Origin of the sequence: Pseudoalteromonas sp. S1609 (assembly GCF_005887255.1) — a bacterium.
In the GTDB taxonomy this organism is placed as follows: domain Bacteria; phylum Pseudomonadota; class Gammaproteobacteria; order Enterobacterales; family Alteromonadaceae; genus Pseudoalteromonas.
This window is the reverse complement of record NZ_PNDJ01000020.1, coordinates 87659-104145: the sequence shown is the minus strand read 5'-3', so window position 1 is coordinate 104145 and position 16487 is coordinate 87659. Positions and strand designations below refer to the sequence as shown.

At 39.7% G+C, this 16487-nt stretch carries 16 protein-coding genes; 6 read left to right on the top strand and 10 right to left on the bottom strand.

All coding sequences use genetic code 11. The features are described from left to right. Positions 1-127 precede the first annotated feature (127 nt). The 3 genes from CWB76_RS07110 to CWB76_RS07100 form a co-directional block, all read right to left on the bottom strand. Entirely contained in the window at positions 128-745 is a 618-nt protein-coding gene (locus CWB76_RS07110) for an HAD family hydrolase (RefSeq protein WP_138606455.1), read from the bottom strand. A 226-nt stretch (positions 746-971) separates the two neighbouring features. Next, on the bottom strand, positions 972-1466 hold the full coding sequence (locus CWB76_RS07105; RefSeq protein WP_138606453.1) for a DUF6702 family protein: 495 nt from the start codon (positions 1464-1466) through the stop codon (positions 972-974). 2 nt (positions 1467-1468) lie between these two features. Continuing rightward, on the bottom strand, positions 1469-3913 hold the full coding sequence (locus CWB76_RS07100; RefSeq protein WP_138606452.1) for a M1 family metallopeptidase: 2445 nt from the start codon (positions 3911-3913) through the stop codon (positions 1469-1471). A gap of 404 nt (positions 3914-4317) precedes the next feature. On the opposite strand from CWB76_RS07100, the gene CWB76_RS07095 reads away from it, so the two are divergent. The 4 genes from CWB76_RS07095 (at position 4318) to CWB76_RS07080 (ending at position 10181) form a co-directional block, all read left to right on the top strand. Then, positions 4318-4554: a hypothetical protein gene (locus tag CWB76_RS07095; protein ID WP_010388711.1), complete on the top strand. Its 237-nt coding sequence runs from the start codon at positions 4318-4320 to the stop codon at positions 4552-4554. Between the two features lie 66 nt (positions 4555-4620). Further along, positions 4621-5868: an exonuclease SbcCD subunit D C-terminal domain-containing protein gene (locus CWB76_RS07090; RefSeq protein WP_138606450.1), complete on the top strand. Its 1248-nt coding sequence runs from the start codon at positions 4621-4623 to the stop codon at positions 5866-5868. Beyond that, entirely contained in the window at positions 5865-9515 is a 3651-nt protein-coding gene (locus tag CWB76_RS07085) for an SbcC/MukB-like Walker B domain-containing protein (RefSeq protein ID WP_138606448.1), read from the top strand. Before CWB76_RS07090 ends, CWB76_RS07085 begins: the two co-directional genes overlap by 4 nt. A 9-nt stretch (positions 9516-9524) precedes the next feature. After that, positions 9525-10181, top strand: coding sequence for a class I SAM-dependent methyltransferase (locus CWB76_RS07080; RefSeq protein ID WP_138606446.1), 657 nt, complete (start codon positions 9525-9527; stop codon positions 10179-10181). A gap of 100 nt (positions 10182-10281) precedes the next feature. Here the strand turns inward: CWB76_RS07080 and CWB76_RS07075 are convergent, their stop codons facing one another. Both CWB76_RS07075 and CWB76_RS07070 read right to left on the bottom strand, forming a co-directional pair. Further along, positions 10282-10491 (bottom strand): cold-shock protein, encoded by a 210-nt coding sequence (locus CWB76_RS07075; RefSeq protein ID WP_008110773.1) that lies wholly within the window; start codon positions 10489-10491, stop codon positions 10282-10284. A 290-nt stretch (positions 10492-10781) separates the two neighbouring features. Beyond that, entirely contained in the window at positions 10782-11225 is a 444-nt protein-coding gene (locus tag CWB76_RS07070) for an Lrp/AsnC family transcriptional regulator (protein WP_226916194.1), read from the bottom strand. Positions 11226-11339: 114 nt separating this feature from the next. Between CWB76_RS07070 and CWB76_RS07065 the strand changes: the two genes are divergently transcribed. Beyond that, positions 11340-11981 (top strand): LysE family translocator, encoded by a 642-nt coding sequence (locus tag CWB76_RS07065; protein WP_055012637.1) that lies wholly within the window; start codon positions 11340-11342, stop codon positions 11979-11981. 22 nt (positions 11982-12003) lie between these two features. Here CWB76_RS07065 and CWB76_RS07060 read toward each other — a convergent pair whose 3' ends face one another. Both CWB76_RS07060 and CWB76_RS07055 read right to left on the bottom strand, forming a co-directional pair. After that, positions 12004-12534 (bottom strand): DUF6942 family protein, encoded by a 531-nt coding sequence (locus CWB76_RS07060; protein ID WP_138606444.1) that lies wholly within the window; start codon positions 12532-12534, stop codon positions 12004-12006. A 1-nt stretch (position 12535) separates the two neighbouring features. Then, positions 12536-12991, bottom strand: coding sequence for a YaiI/YqxD family protein (locus tag CWB76_RS07055; RefSeq protein WP_138606442.1), 456 nt, complete (start codon positions 12989-12991; stop codon positions 12536-12538). Between the two features lie 68 nt (positions 12992-13059). On the opposite strand from CWB76_RS07055, the gene CWB76_RS07050 reads away from it, so the two are divergent. Then, positions 13060-13593, top strand: a complete 534-nt coding sequence (locus tag CWB76_RS07050; RefSeq protein WP_138606440.1) for a lipocalin family protein — start codon at positions 13060-13062, stop codon at positions 13591-13593. Between the two features lie 220 nt (positions 13594-13813). Here CWB76_RS07050 and CWB76_RS07045 read toward each other — a convergent pair whose 3' ends face one another. Genes CWB76_RS07045 through CWB76_RS07035 form a run of 3 tightly spaced genes read right to left on the bottom strand, consistent with a single transcriptional unit; the run spans position 13814 to position 16082 of the window. Continuing rightward, on the bottom strand, positions 13814-14155 hold the full coding sequence (locus CWB76_RS07045; protein WP_010388721.1) for a DUF3325 domain-containing protein: 342 nt from the start codon (positions 14153-14155) through the stop codon (positions 13814-13816). Then, positions 14152-15741: a PepSY-associated TM helix domain-containing protein gene (locus CWB76_RS07040; protein WP_138606439.1), complete on the bottom strand. Its 1590-nt coding sequence runs from the start codon at positions 15739-15741 to the stop codon at positions 14152-14154. The genes CWB76_RS07045 and CWB76_RS07040 overlap by 4 nt, the downstream gene beginning before the upstream one ends. Continuing rightward, the gene (locus CWB76_RS07035) at positions 15738-16082 is read right to left on the bottom strand and encodes a hypothetical protein (RefSeq protein ID WP_054201497.1); all 345 of its coding nucleotides are present in this window, start codon (positions 16080-16082) and stop codon (positions 15738-15740) included. The genes CWB76_RS07040 and CWB76_RS07035 overlap by 4 nt, the downstream gene beginning before the upstream one ends. Between the last annotated feature and the right edge of the window lie 405 nt (positions 16083-16487).

Below are 16487 nucleotides of genomic sequence, written 5' to 3'. Positions count from 1 at the left end.
ACCCTTCGGGCAGCGCCTGTTTGGCATTGCTGCTGCGTTATCGCCTATTTATGGGGAGTAACCACACCACATAGGCTCTGCCTTGCCTAAATACCAAACAGACTGCTGCAAATTCAACCTTGAAAGGTCAACAGACCCCAATCTTTTCAGCGTAACTTTCAACTAACGACACTAATTCATCAAACCCATGAATAACAAAGTCGGCTTGCTCAGCATACGCGGGGGTTAAATCGGGGGCATATAAACAGGCTCGCATTTTTGCATTATGGGCCGCTTGTATGTCATATAAATAATCACCAACGTAAATAACATTATCAACTGGCATTGCCCATTGGCTTGCAATCGTTAGTAAGGCACTTGGATCGGGTTTAGCAGGAGCGTCGGTTCGGGTGAGTACCGTTTCGATTGGCAACGGATTATGCTGAAGTTTCAATGAAGCCGCTTTATCAAAATTACGCGTTACAATAGCCATGGGGATATTCTTTGCTTGCAGAGCATTGACAGCTTCAACAACACCAGGTAAAAAACTCGCGTTTTGTGCGTCAAGTAGCTCATGCTGATGCACTATATTCATTGCTTCTTCACGCATGTAGGGCGAGGGTAATTGTTCTATATACTCGAGTAGGTCTTGATCTGCTGGGCAACCTACTTGTGCCTTAATTAATGAAAAGTTTAATTCTGATGATACTAAGGTTCCGTCTAAATCAAAAATAACACCTTTGATTGCCTCAATTTGCGTTTTCATTTCATTCCTTGTGCTAACTAGTTTGCGGATTTGCTTTACATTAAAAATGTATATCAATTGACAATTACAAAAAACTTAATCCATTACGCTCTCAGTATAGCTCATTTGATACACATTAGTTCGGTTTGTATGATTCTGTTATGTTGGTTTTACGATGAGGTAAGTTAACGCGATCAGCTAACCTAACAGTATAAAAATGCGCACCTAAGAAAAGATGCGCAGTGGGTTAGTTAGTTTCAAATCGTGCTTCAAGCCATGTATCGTCTTGACTAAAGTTTAATGTTTTTACTTTTCCTCGCCCCTCAACATTTACCATATTGACTTGCGCAGGCCATAAATCGCGCAGTGCGCCATTACTCATTCTAATGCCTTCAATCTCATCGGGGATCGTGGCTTCTTGGTATACCCAAAAGAACTTACCATCCACTTGTGCACCTACATAATTAAGCGTAAGTGGTTCACCCTCTAAGGTTTGCAAAGCAACATGAGACTCAACATATTTAGCAAAGCGTTTTTGGTCACGCTTGTTATCAATAATATCCACCTTGCCTTTAAATAAACTGCCAACAGCATGCTCTGTGTCATGTAAGTAAAAACGATGCATCAATTCAATATTGTGCGTGCGCTGATTAAATAACATCGTTGTAACAGATGATTTTAATTGATGCGCCATACTCGGCGCAGCAATTAAAAAGCAAACAATAATAAGCAAAAAGCGCATTATTATTGATCCTCATCGTTATTTTTTTCGTCTTTTGGCTCGTCTTTTTTCAGCTCAGTTTTAATATCTTGCATGATATCGCGGCTTACTTTTGCCTTACTCTTTTCACGTTTGTACACTTCAATACGTGAAGGAATAATACGACGAGGGTAGTGATTATTTTCTACATTCACATCCGCCGTTTCCCAGCCTGGATCGACCGTTACTGATGTCAGCGGTTTGTTTTTGTCGGTAATAATCAGCTTTTGTACATTTTTGTGGTTACGACGCCAAATTTCTGCGGGAATGTAACGCTCTTCTTTAGTGCCATCTTCATAAGTTAGCTCTAAAAGAATCGGCATCACAAGGCCGCCTAAATTTGAAAACTCCATAACATAGTAGTTTTTGTCTTCTTCTAGTGCGCGATCGAGTGTTTTACGCTCCCACGGTTTTAAACCTTTTAAAAATTTGTTGTACGAATTACGTTCTTTATTAGTAACCGTAAAGCGATCGTTTTCGTCATAAAAATCGGTTACATCTGGGTTTTTCTCAACCCAGGTTTTTTTACCTTCAGCGCGATTACGCTCAACAAATAATGAACTTGGCTTATTCGCTTCAATATCACGTAAACGCTTAAAGTCGATATCAGGGTTTTTGGTGTCTAACCGTAATTGATATACTTTATCAAGCGAGATATCAACATGGTCTGTAGTGTAAAACCAACCACGCCAGAACCAATCTAAATCAACACCTGACGCTTCTTCCATAGTACGGAAAAAATCAGCCGGAGTAGGACGCTTATATTTCCAGCGCTGAGCATACTCTTTAAACGCAAAATCAAATAATTCACGACCAAGAATAACTTCACGTAAAATATTTAATGCAGCAGCTGGTTTAGTATAAGCATTAGGCCCTAAACGAAGCACACTGTCTGATTGCGTCATAATAGGCACTTGAGTTTCAGACTTCATGTACGCCACAATATCACGTGGCTCAACACCCCAAGGAATGGTCGGATCCCATTCACGTCCAGCAACACCATCTAAAAAGCTATTTAAACCTTCATCCATCCAGGTCCACTGACGCTCATCTGAGTTTACAATCATAGGGAAATAAATATGCCCCACTTCGTGGATAACAACCCCGATTAAAAAGCGCTTTTCTGCTTGAGAATAAGTACGTGTGCCATCGTCTTGTAAATCTGTACGTGGACCATTAAAGGTGATCATTGGGTATTCCATACCCCCTACTGGGCCATTAACTGACTGTGCAGTTGGGTATGGGTAATCAAATGAATATTTTGAATACACTTCCATGGTATGCACCACAGATTCCGTTGAATATTTCTTCCATAAATCGCCACCTTCTTTAGGGAAAAACGACATCGCCATAACCAATGGTTGCTCATTCCCCCCTTGTTGGTAACCTTTAGCATCCCACATAAATTTACGTGACGACGCCCATGCAAAATCACGAACATTTTCAGCTTTAAAGTGCCACGTTTTTGTTTTGTCTGTACCGGCTTTTTCGTTTTCGAGCGCTTCTTCTTCAGTAACTACAAATACAGGACGTTTTGCTGTTTCAGCTTTTTTTAAACGCTTGCGCTGAGTACTAGTTAAAACAGAGCTTGGGTTATCAAGCTTACCGGTTGCCGATACAATATGATCTGCAGGAACCGTAATTTCAACGTCGTAGTCGCCAAATTCTAAGGTGAATTCACCACTGCCTAAAAATGGCTTGTTGGTCCATGCTTCGTAATCAGTATACGCAGCTAAACGAGGGAACCACTGTGCCACTAAGAAAATATCGTTACCGTCTTCTTCAAAGTGCTCATAACCTGCACGTGCACCTACCGCATCTTCTTCAACTAGGTTAAACGCGAAGTCCATACTAAACTCAACATCTTTACCGGGCTTTAGTGGCGTGTTTAAATCTATACGCATTAGAGTATCAACAACCGTTACACGCAGCGCTTTACCATCTTCATCTTTAACATTGCTAATGGTGTAACCTAGCTCATTGTCGTTCATAAACTGCTGACGACGTAAATCACCTAAACTTAATTTAGCAGGCTTAGCATCAGGCTCGTTTTGTAGGGTACTTTTAAAAGTTTGCGTGGTTTCTGCTATCGAGTCATTTTTAAAAATGTTTTGGTCAAGTTGAAGCCATAAATATTTAAGCGTATGCGGTGAGTTATTTTTATATTCAATTGTTTGACTCCCCGTTAAACGACGCTTTTGCTCATCAAGCTTTACATCAATATCGTAATCAACCTGTTGTTGCCAGTAATTTTCTGCTGGTGCACCTGCGGCACTGCGGTAAACATTAGGGGTAGGCAAAGCTTCGTCTAGTTGACGAAACTTATCAACATAACTGCCTTTAGTCTGTTCAACAGATGAGGCCATCACAGAGCTCGCCATTGCCAAAGGCAATACAAATGCACTCAATGTAAATAAATTTTTCTTCATTGTTAATCCTGATCGATTTTAGTGACGCTACTGTGACAAATTTACAGCTAAGCTTCAATAAAATAGCGATAAAACCCTACTTTTATAGGGTGATATTCCACACCTTTATGTAAATATAAAAAACACGGTTTTACACAACAACATTTAACTAAATTGTTTAGCAATTTACATAAAAAACTAAGCTGTAAAGGGGGTTTACAAAATAGGCTGAGTATCACTAAAAGTAGAGATAAAATGAAAAAACACAGCTATTTTCATTAAAAATACTAAAAAACGCAGTTTTAGGTTGATCTTTACTATGGTTTGTAATTAGAATCGCCCACTTTTTTAATTTGAGGGTACTTTTTTAGTGTTTCTCTCAAATATTTTTTGTTCTAACTAGTCGTATTAAGTGTGGTGAGTTTATGGATTTTTATGTCCTAAAAAAGCAGCAAAAACTAATTGCAATACCTGCAGACGTGCAAAATTGTAAGCAGTATATTAACTCAGGCTACCTGTATATTGATAAAGTGGCTGCTTGTAATGAAACAAACGCACTAGCAGTATTACAGGCCAAAAAAGCGAAGGCATTAAAGTGGCCTTTAACAATTGCGCTTGCTGCTTTGCCAGTTATTTTTATTGCTTGGTATACTTTAACCTAAAGCGATACTTGCATCTTTAATTGCCTTGGGTATATTGGCGCTCTTATGGTTTTTTAAGAGCGCAAAATGAAAGTTCTTCACACTTCAGACTGGCACTTAGGTCAGCAATTTTATGAACATGATCGCCGTCATGAACATCATGCTTTTTTCTCTTGGTTATTAACCACCCTCGTTAGCCAACAAATCGATTTATTGCTTGTTGCGGGCGATATTTATCATACCGCCACCCCCAGTGCTAGCGCCGAAAACCAACTCTATCAATTTATAAAAAATGCCAAAGCACAGTGCCCACAATTACATGTGATCATAATTGCCGGCAATCATGACTCTGCTAATCGTATTTTGGCTGCTCAGCCCTTATTAGCCCAGTTTGATACCCATGTTGTAGGCCGGTTTGATTCCGCCAATCCCAATGACGTAGTAATAACAATTAATAATAACGACAAACACGCTGTAGTAATCGCTATGCCGTTTTTACGAACCAGCGATATAAGTACGCTTAGCCAGAGCGAGAATGGCCCTAGTTACGCACAAGGCGTTGCTAAAGCTTACCAACTGGCACTTGAACATGCGTTAACGCTTACCAATGAAAGTACGCCTTTAATTGTTATGGGTCACTTGCATGCTAAAGGTGGAAATATTTCTGGTGACTCTGAGCGTAACTTAGTTATTGGCGGTGAAGAAGCCATTTCAGCGTCAGTATTTGGTAAGCATGCCAATTACGTAGCGCTAGGGCATTTACACAAAGCGCAGTTAGTGGCTAAAAATGAGCACATTCGCTACAGCGGTACACCTATTCCAATGTCGTTTTCAGAAAGGAAATATACCCATCAAGTCAACGTGGTTGAGTTTAACGTACAAAAAGACCAACCGCTAAGCACCACTGTAAACCCCCTTTACATTCCTAGGCTCGCTGAAGTAATTGTATTACCCGAGGGGGAGTGCGTCCCTTTAGCCAAGCTATGCGAGCAAATAAAAGCACTCGATACACAACAATACGAAATAGCGCCATATTTACGAGTAAAGCTAAAATCCAGTGATATCGATACCACTTTTCGTGAACAAATTGAACAAGCACTAAAAGGCAAGCAGGTTAACTTTTGTGGTATAGAACGGGTACGCGATCAGCAAGTGAATAATTCTTCAGAAACGGTATTTGAGGATTTAAGCTTTGTGGAAATGCTCAACCCAATTAATTTGCTCGAACAAGCCTTTAATAACGACAAAGATATGGCTGGCGAAACTGTTCCCAGTGAATTAAAAGCACTATTAACCAACGTTATTGATGAACTTGAACAGGAGCAGCTACTATGAAAATAACCGCCGTGCGTATTCATAACTTAGCCTCCATTGCTGATGCCGAAATCGACTTTTTAGCATCCCCACTCAAAGACGCAGGTTTATTTGCCATTACAGGTGACACTGGCGCGGGAAAAAGCACCGTACTGGATGCAATTTGTTTAGCGCTTTATACGAAAACTGCTCGTTTGAAAGGCGACAAAGGTAACCTAATTGATTTTAACGGCGACAACATAAAGCTTAACGATGCCCGCAATTTATTGCGCCGTGGGAAATGGGAAGGCTATGCGGAAGTGGACTTTAGCGGGCAAGATCAGCAACTTTATAGAGCACGCTACAGTATTCAACGCACGCATAAAAAAGTAACCGGCAAACTAAAAGTGGCAGAGCATACTTTGCATAGCTTACCTGATGAAACCTTAATTGCCGACAAAAGCAACACCATCAAAGCCATTGAAAATAAAATAGGCCTCACTTTTGAGCAATTCTCCCGTGCAGTGCTACTAGCACAACATGAGTTTGCCGCCTTTTTAAAAGCCACCGGCGATGAGCGCGCACAACTTTTAGAGTGCCTTACTGGCACCGATAAATTTAGTCGAATTGGCCAACGTATATTTGAGCGTAATAAAGCAGTTAAAGATAAATTTGAATTACTAACAGCCAGCTTAGCCAGTTATGCGTTATTGTCTGATGAAGAGCTAAGTGAGAAAAAACAAACTCTTGATGAACTTAAAAAACAAACTGAACACATAAAAACAACGTTGGCCAGCACAGAGCAGGGTGTTAATTGGTATAAACAAGCACACAGTTTAGAGCAAGCATTAATAGCGGCTCAACAAAACGAGCAACAAGCAAGTGATGCACTAAATGCGGTTAAAGCACAAACTGAGCAAGCAAAACAAGCACAAAGTGCGCTTGAAATTAAAGATAATCGCCAACGCTTTAAAAGCTTAACGGTGCAAAACAGCCAGTTAAATTCGCAAATAAAGGAATTAAACGCGCTGGATCATGCCGCGCTTATTAATGAACAAGCAAGTAAGGTTAAAAAACAACAAAGCGAATTAGCAACAGCAAAACAACAACAACAAACAGCTGAACCAGTCATAACAAAAGCACGTGAGCTCGACAGTCAATTAGCTATTTTTACGCAAAGTATAACAAGCCTGACACAACAAAAAGCCAAAGAGCAGCAACAATTAAACGAGTTACAACAGCAGCTACAACAAAATAATCTCAGCGTGGAGCAGGCAACAACACAAAGCACTCACCATCAGCAATGGTTACAAGAAAACAATCAACTAAAGCCATTGGCCACTGATTGGAACTATTTTAATCACAGCTTTAAGCAGTTTTTTAATACCACAACGCAATTAAAAACACTCGAGCAACAAAAGCAAACTATTACTTTGCAGCTAAGCACTCTCGCTACCAAGCTCAACGAGCAAAATAAACAGTTAGAACATGCAGAGCACGCACTAAGCACTGAACAAAAAAATCTAAATAAGCTCACCCAACAGCAAGAGCAATTCAATATTGAGCAGTGTGATAATCAGCTTAAAAATATTGATTATTTAAAAGAGCAACGAGCGCGTTATAAGCAATTTAATCAAGAACTAAAGCACACAGTGCAGCAGCAAAGTACTACAGCAGAAAAGCTAACTCAGAGTGAACAAACTAATACCACATTGCTTGCGCAATTAAGCAGTCAAGAGCAAGCACTTAAACACGCCGAGCAATCGCTTAATCAAGCAAGGCTGCGTGCGAGTGAACATGTTGAACATTTACGCGCACAACTACTACCAAATGAGGCATGTGCGGTTTGTGGAGCCACTGAGCATCCGTTTGCAAACAATCAAAGCCAACCTTTTAATAACTTAATAACCGACTTTGAAAATACTTATACTGGCGCTAAGCAGCAGCACTTAGATGCACAAACCCAGCTACATCAACATCAAACGCAACATGCTGTTTTAGTCGCTGAGCATAAGCAGCAAAGCCAAGCGATTGCTGATGCCCAAGCCAAAATGTTGGACATTAAAAACACCATGCAAGCGGCTAAAACAGATCTTAATGACTTGAGCGTTGAGCAGCTTGATGACACCCATAAACAATTAAGCGAGCAAAAAGCGCAGTACTTTTCAGCACAAAAACAACAAAACCAGTTGCAAGAAACGGTTAACCAACTGCAAAACACGGCTAAAAAAGAACAGACTGCTCAGCAACAATTAAATACCCAGCATGTTGAACTGAACAATCAGCTCACCATGCTTAATAATAAGCACCAGGAATTGCTCAGCCAACGCGAAGCACTTATAAGTGAGCTGAATTCTCATTTTGAAAACAGTCAATTTTGGCAAACATTGCAAACCGGCGCGTTAACGCTAAGCGAGCTAGGTGAGCAAGTAGAGCAGTATCAACATCAGCAACTACAACTTGAGCAAACTCAAAAGCAATTAGACAGCGCTAATTTACAGCTGCAGCAACTAACTCCCCTTATTACTAAAGCTGAGCAGCAAATTAGCACGCTCAACGACGATTTAACTAAAGCACAGCAACAACACAACAATACTCAGCAACAGCGCTTAGCGTTATTCGATAACCAAACGATTAGCGCTGATGATTATCAGGTTCAGCTGAATAGGCAAGTAGAGCAGTGCCAGAGTGAATTAAATCAGAGTCAACAGGCACACGATAGCGCCGTAAAACAGCGCGATGAGCACGCTATTACGCTTAAAAACCTTGAGCAGCGCTTCGCCGATAACAGCCAAGAGCTAGCCACACTTGAAACACGCTATAGTGCTTGGTTTGAAGAATTTAGCGCGCTTTATGCTGATATTAGCCATCAGCAAATCGAGGTGCTACTGGCTATAAGTAATGACGATATTAAAGAGCAGCTAAAGCATAGCGAGCAGTTATCTCAAGCATTAGTTGATGCTCATGCCGCGCTAAAACAACAGCAAAATGCCAATGAGCAGCATCAGCAAAATAATAAGCCAGCAAACAGCGAAGCACAGTTAATTGAGCAACAAACTCAATTAACTGTGCAGCAAACACAATTACAAAATAACTTACTTACGATTAATACTGCCATCGAGCAGCACAACCAAAATGCAAAAGCTCTTGAGGGCAAGCAGGCTGAGCTAAGCAAGCTTAAACAACAAGTAGAACAATGGCATTTACTTAATAAAGTGCTCGGTGATGCAACCGGCAAAACAATGCGTAATTTAGCGCAAACACAAACACTAAAAATATTGCTACATTATGCTAATAGCCATTTAAAAACGCTGAATAAGCGTTACGAACTCACAGCAATAGCTGATTCACTTGATATAGCGATTATTGACCGCGATATGGCCGATGAACAACGTTCTGTAAACACACTCTCTGGGGGAGAATCGTTTTTAGTATCGTTGGCACTTGCATTAGGGCTGGCCTCTTTATCTTCAAACAAAGTGCAAATTAACTCGTTATTTGTTGACGAAGGCTTTGGTACACTAGATAGTGAAACACTCAGTATTGCAATGGACGCGCTAGATTCACTGCAAGCGCAAGGTAGAAAGGTCGGTGTGATTTCACATGTAAGTGAAATGAGCGAACGCGTTGCAACGCAAATTCATGTCGCTAAAAAACCGGGTGGATACTCCACCATAAACGTAATTTAAGGAAATAGTATGCCCACTTTTACAGGCGAAGAAGCACAAGAGTATGATAACCGTATTACCCGTTTAGTCCCAGGTTACGAGCTATTACATCAACTAACCAACGCACAGCTAAGCGCTACGTTAACTGATAACGCCCATATTTTAGTGGTAGGCGCAGGCACAGGTAAAGAAATCGCAGCGCTGGCGAATATTAATTCTACATGGCAGTTTACCGCTCAAGATACCTCGGCCGACATGTTAGCCATTGCTAAGCAACGCTTTATAGAGCACGGTATTGATGCACGTATCAGCATTGAGTGCCAACCAGTAGATAAATTAAAAGTTAAAGCCGACGCGGTATTATGTTTATTGGTGATGCATTTTGTTGAAGATAACGGCGATAAGAAGCAGTTATTAAAGGGGATTAAAAATAATCTTAAAAAATCTGCACCAGTATTTATTGCTGATTTAATGCGCCCAGAAACCTCGTTTGAACGAGAGGCACAACTTAATACATGCAAAGAGCTTGGCCTTAGTGAAGCAGGAAAAACGCAAATGGCACATAACTTAGAGCGTGAGTTTTACCCGCTTGATCGGATGCGTTTTAGTGAGTTACTTAATGAATGTGGCTTTGGCATTCCAAAACTGTACTTTAAAGCACTTGGTTTTAGTGGGTACGTGGTATAAATTTTTTGCAAAAAAAAAGCTAATATCGTATTGATATTAGCTTTATCGCTTAACGTTAGTTTAGCGTGGTGAGTGCGCTTTAAAGCCCACTCCCTTTAAATTAGATGCAAACGATGTTTTCAGCTTGCGGGCCTTTTTGACCTTGAGTTACGCTGAACTGTACTTTTTGGCCTTCAGCTAAAGTTTTGAAACCGTCGCCTGAGATTGCGCTGAAATGTGCGAAAACGTCTGGGCCAGACTCTTGCTCAATAAAACCAAAACCTTTAGCTTCGTTGAAAAATTTTACAGTACCAGTAGTTGTATTAGACATAATAATATCCTAAAAAAATAAATAAAAAATTGCCTTAAAATAGGCGTTTAACAGGAAGAAAACAAACATTTAACTTGAGGATATCGCGAAGGATTATTACTAATAACAACGTGGTACTTACAAATAAATTGGGCTTTCTATCAACCCGATGGCAAGCAGAATAACAGCAATACAGTTTATAACAAGCTTTATTTATACTTTATTTTTATATACAACTGTAAAGCCTTTCATAATAGGCTTTACAGCGTCATCGGCTTAACTTTTTAAACTTCGTGTTAAAACATAACCTGTTAAAAGTGCAAATTACGCGCTCTTACAATATCTTTCATCACAATGGTTGAGGTTAAACGTTGTACACCTGGTAGGGCTGATAGCTTGTCATCGTAGAGTTGCTGAAACGCGGCTAAATCTTTAGTAACGACATGTAACAGGTAATCAGGTGTACCGAATAGCCGCTGAGCATTGGTGATCTGAGGAATAGCATCCACTGCTTGCTCTAATTTGCTTAACGACACTTTATCGCCCTCTTTAATAGTAATAAATACTAACGCAGAAAAGTTTAAACCCACTTTCTCAGGTGATATTTCGGTGCGGTAACCCACAATTGCTTTGCTTTTCTCAAGCTCTTTAACACGGCGGTGACAGGGCGATACGCTTAGCCCAACACGATCAGCCAATTCAGAGAGGGTAAGTCTGCCATCAACTTGTAATTCGGCAAGAATTTTCCTATCCATGGTATCCATGGTTAATTATTTCCTAAAATGAACGCTTATATTAGTAAAATACAGTAACTTTTACTCATCAGAAAGAAATAAAATAGCTACTCACTTATTTTAGGTTGTAGCGCTATGGATATTAATATTATTTTTTCTTTTTGGCTGGTATCAATTTTGTTTGTTCTCACCCCTGGTGCAGATTGGGCTTATACAATTAGTGCAGGAATAGCAGGCGATAAAATTGTTCCTGCGGTGTCAGGGTTAATACTTGGGCATTTAATGGCCAGTTTAATTGTGGTGGTAGGGTTAGGTGCGCTATTAGCATCGCATGCTATTTTTATAAAGCTGTTAACCTTGTTCGGCGCTTTATACATAATTTGGATTGCTACATCACTGTACCGATTTCCTCCTATGCCTGCTGCCTATAACGATGGCCAACAACACACCTCAGACACGCCTCTAAAGTGGATGAGAAAGGGTTTTATTATTAGTGGTTTAAACCCTAAAGTAATGCTGTTATTTTTAGCCTTGTTACCACAGTTTGTGTTGCCAACTTTATCGTTTTCTATCACTGAACAATTGCTGGTACTGAGTGTAATTCATTTAGTAGGCTGTGCGTTGGTGTATTGGTTAATAGGGATAAGTGCCAGAAAAATCCTCAGTAACAATCCCGCATTGTCGCTTAAGTTTGGGCGTGCATCGGCATGTGTACTGTTTATTTTGGGCTCACTAATGCTAGTTGATAGCGCACAAAAACTAACTCACGTCGTGTAACAGTAGCAAAAAAGAAAGTGGCTTATCTTAGCTGAGCCACTAATTCACTCAAACGGGCAATTTTAATATTACTCAGCTGCCTATAATCAAAATAGGGGCACACAATAATATTCTGGCTTTTATCTATAGCAAACTCATCATCAAGCCAATCAAGTTGGGCGTTTAATTTTCCTTGTTGTATCAAATTTTTAGCGTGAGTTCTGCCCGCAATAACGTGCAACTGGTTTTTATGCTCAGTGAGCACAGGCGCACTAAAGAGTAATGCAGTCCCGCTATGCTGCTGTAACAACAGCTCATCTCGATATGCTTGCCAGCTCACTGCTTGTTTAGCAAATGAGTAATACTCGCTTGGCAGCGCAAATAACACTTTAGCGTACACATTAAAGACTTTTCGCCAGCCATTGCCACAGTGCTGATTTATACTGTTTATTTGCCCACTAACCACAGGCTCTAGCTGCTCTAGTGTTTCAAAGTAGGGCATAGGGGGCGCTTTTGCGACATACACAGCAACTCTAAATGAGTCATCACCTAACCCTATTAACTGGCTGCTCACCTTAACTACTCTTATTTTGCGCTAAAATACGGTCAAGGTTGTTAGCAAAGTTTTGTCTGTCACTTTGGCTCAGTGGAGGCGGCCCACCACTCATTTCTACGCCGCTTGAGCGCATAGTATCCATAAAGTCGCGTACATTTAGTAAGGAGCGAATGTTTTCAGTGGTGTAAAGCTCACCGCGCGGATTAAGCGCTTGGCCGCCGTTATCAATCACTTCGCTAGCTAGCGGAATATCTCCAGTGATCACTAAATCACCCTTTTCAACTCGTTTAACTATTTCATCATCAGCCACATCAAAGCCTGATGACACTTGCAGTCGGCTAATAAATTTTGATGGTGGAATGCGCATGGCATGATTTGCAACCAGTATTGTTTCTGTATGCGTACGCTCTGCAGCTCTAAATAAAATTTCTTTTATTACCACCGGACAAGCGTCAGCATCAACCCAAATTTTCATGCTAAGTTCTTTAAATTGCTTTAGTATTAGAGCGATCCTATAGCAATTTCTAAAGAAAAGGAAACAACATGAAACTCGCTTTTAAAACCGCATTATTTATTACTGCTATGTTTTTACTCAGTGCCTGTACCAGCGCACCGGAAGGAATAACCCCTGTTAAAAACTTTGATTTAGAAAAGTACCAAGGCAAGTGGTATGAGATAGCACGATTAGACCACTCTTTTGAACAAGGGATGGAACAAGTAACAGCCACCTACTCTATTAACGATGATGGAACGGTAAAGGTATTAAACAAAGGATTTATTAGCAAAGATCAGCAGTGGGACGAAGCCGAAGGCTTAGCTAAATTTGTAGAAAACACCGATACAGGGCATTTTAAAGTGTCATTTTTTGGGCCGTTTTATGGTGCCTATATTATTTTTGAGCTCGACCAACCTGATTATCAATATGCCTTTATTACCAGTTATAGCAAAGATTACTTATGGTTTTTATCACGCACACCAACAGTAAGCAAAGAGCTTAAGCAGCACTTTTTAAGCCAAGTAAAGGCGCTTGGGTTTGCAACTGACGAAATTATTTGGGTAAATCAAAAACCGCTGTAAAGGGGGTTTACATGAGAGTATAATAAATAACCTTAGCTGTAATAAAACGATCACCTTACTGTAAGGTAAGTTAAATAAAGCAAGGCTATATTAGCCGCATCTGCAAAGAGACAGGCAGGTGAAGACATAATGACAATCCCCCTTTTTTAATTGGCAAGCCTGATGGCTTGCCATTTTTTTCCGCAATTTAGCCTATTTTTTGGGATCAGGTTTTTACTAACTAAAGCCCATTTAAACCAAAAAATAACGTACTCATGGCCAATATTACTAATATGAGTAAGTTAAAAAGTTTAGTTAACCTCACCAAAAAGCTATAAAAAGTCATTACAATTAAAGCACTTAACGTCATATAGCCACAAAACTGCAAACCACCATAACCTTGTAATTCGTTAATACATAACAGCAAACTTAGTAAAATACTGATCCAAGCAACACTCAATAAAACCAAACGCTGCTGTTGAGTGGGGCGCTTATTAAAAACATCCTTAAAATGATTAAACTTAGCCAGCGCAAAGCAGTTAAAAGCCACCAAACATAAACTAAAAGGAAGCAAGGCAATCATACTTTTTGCTCCTGAGTATTTATTGGAGTTGGTTTTTTAGCTTGCAGAGCAGTACGTAATTTTTCGGTTTGTAACAAAAACAGCAAACCAATTGCTAGAAAAAGGCTATCAAACATAAATAATGCCCACTGCTCGTTACGCAAGTAACTGATTATATTACCCTCTGTTGTTAGCGCATTAACAAGTGGCACACTAAAGCAAGCAATACTGTTTATGGCAGCCATCACACACCACTGCAACTTGTCACGCTTTACAAAGGCAATGATGAACACACATAGCCAAGTTAAAAAGAAAGCGAGTATTTCTTTATCCGCGCGCTCAGCAACCTGTTTACTGAGTAAACGATTAGCCAAAAAGAAAGCCGATGTAGCCAAGGGTAGTCCCATCAATGTTCCTAGATTTAACCCTTCAACTAGCTTTAGCCCCCAAGATGGTTGAGTATTTTTTTTCATTCTTTCGCGTAAGCGCTTAGCCCACATTATGCAGCCTGTCGCTATCATTATGCAGCCGGCAATGCCGCCTAAAAAATATAAAACACGTAATAATGGTTCTGCTAAACGCCCAGTATGCATTGAGTTTAATGATTCATATAGCGCCTTACTGCCAGTGAGTTCATCATCAGTTTGAGCAACAAGCTCACCACTCGCTCCGCTAAAAATTAAACGGGGTGATTGATCCCTTAATGTTTTCCCAGGGCTCACCAAAACCATAATAGTTGCAGCGGCTTTATTCGGCTTATTAATAATTACCCGAGTTATATCAGCCTCTGGCCACTTAGTATAAACCTGATCTAAAACAGTATTGATAGGCACTAAAGGTGCAGTACCTTGAAATGATTCTGTTACAGGACTACTTGGCGAAACATCATTGAAAAAACCACGTATTCCATTTTCATAAACGGTTTGCGCGGGGTAGGGAAATATCATGAATATCAGAGTAATAATGCCGGTATAGATAATCATTAAATGAAACGGTAAGGCAAATACAGAACTTAAATTATGTACATCTAACCAGCTACGACTGCCTTTATTAGCTCTAAAAACAAACATATCTTTAAAAATTCGTTTATGAATTACTATCCCTGATATCAATGCAATAAGCATAAACAAGCTTGCAAAGCACACAATCCAACGCGCTGTTTTTACATCAATATAATGTAAATCAAAATGCAGGCGATAAAAGAAATTTCCCCCTCGGGTATCTACAAAGGGTGCTAAAGGCTGCATATTATTTGGATCTAAACGGGTATTTTCAAAAGAGGCTCTGCGCTGCTCAGGCTCTTTTGGCTTAGCATAACCATACGTTAAATAGGGTACACGCTCTTCAGGAAGTGTTATACGCCAATTTGGGGCATTAGGTGCTTGGGTATTTAAATACTCAACGCCACTTATTATTTGTTGCTTTTGCGCGCCAATACGGTCTGTCTGCTGCTCAATATTATGAATACTTTGCTGATTCCATAAACTAACTTCATCTCTAAAAAAGCTGATGGTGCCTGCAAAAAATATTAAATACAGTAACCAACACACGAGTAAACCTACCCATGTATGTAACCAGGTCATTGAGCGAAAAAAACTCCCTTTCATAACCATCCCTTCATTAACGACAATATAAAAAATTGCACTGCAATACTTAGTAAAATACTGATCCAAACTGTTTTTAACGACTGAACATAAAAACTATAAATAAACACCAGTGCATAAATTAAAATACTCGCAGACACACTTAAAAGAACCGCGTCAACTTTAGAGACCGGCACCACAACACTTAACAGCGACACACTGACGGCAGTAAAAAAATACCCGCCCACAATGGCGATAAAAAAACGCGATAAAACCGCTAATTCATAGTTAAAGCGCTGCATAAATTGCCATAACATAGAAAATACGGGTTTGGGAAAGTCTAAAAGACGGTTAGAGGCCTGCATATACTGCAAATTCCTTTTAAACATAGCTAAAAAAGATGGCGATATTATAACGCCAACAAATACAAAAGATAGTAATTCTTATTTGTATTTGAATGCAGTGATAAGCATTAAATTGAGTTAGTTAAATATTGATCTACATTAAGATTAACAACCAGCAATAAAACAACACGTATAAGGAAAGGCCTTCCTAGATGCGTTGTTGTTACCGACGAAATATATATAGCCGCAGTAAACATCCGTCAGTATATGAAATTAAAATTTAGCTAAAAGCACTTTCTTTAATGAGCTTTTACACAGCCCAAACAAAATTTTTGATACAAGTAGTTAATAATTAAAGACCTTTTAAACATTAAGTATCCTTCAAGTAATCTAGGATCAGTATTTTACTAACAAGGTATAAAATAT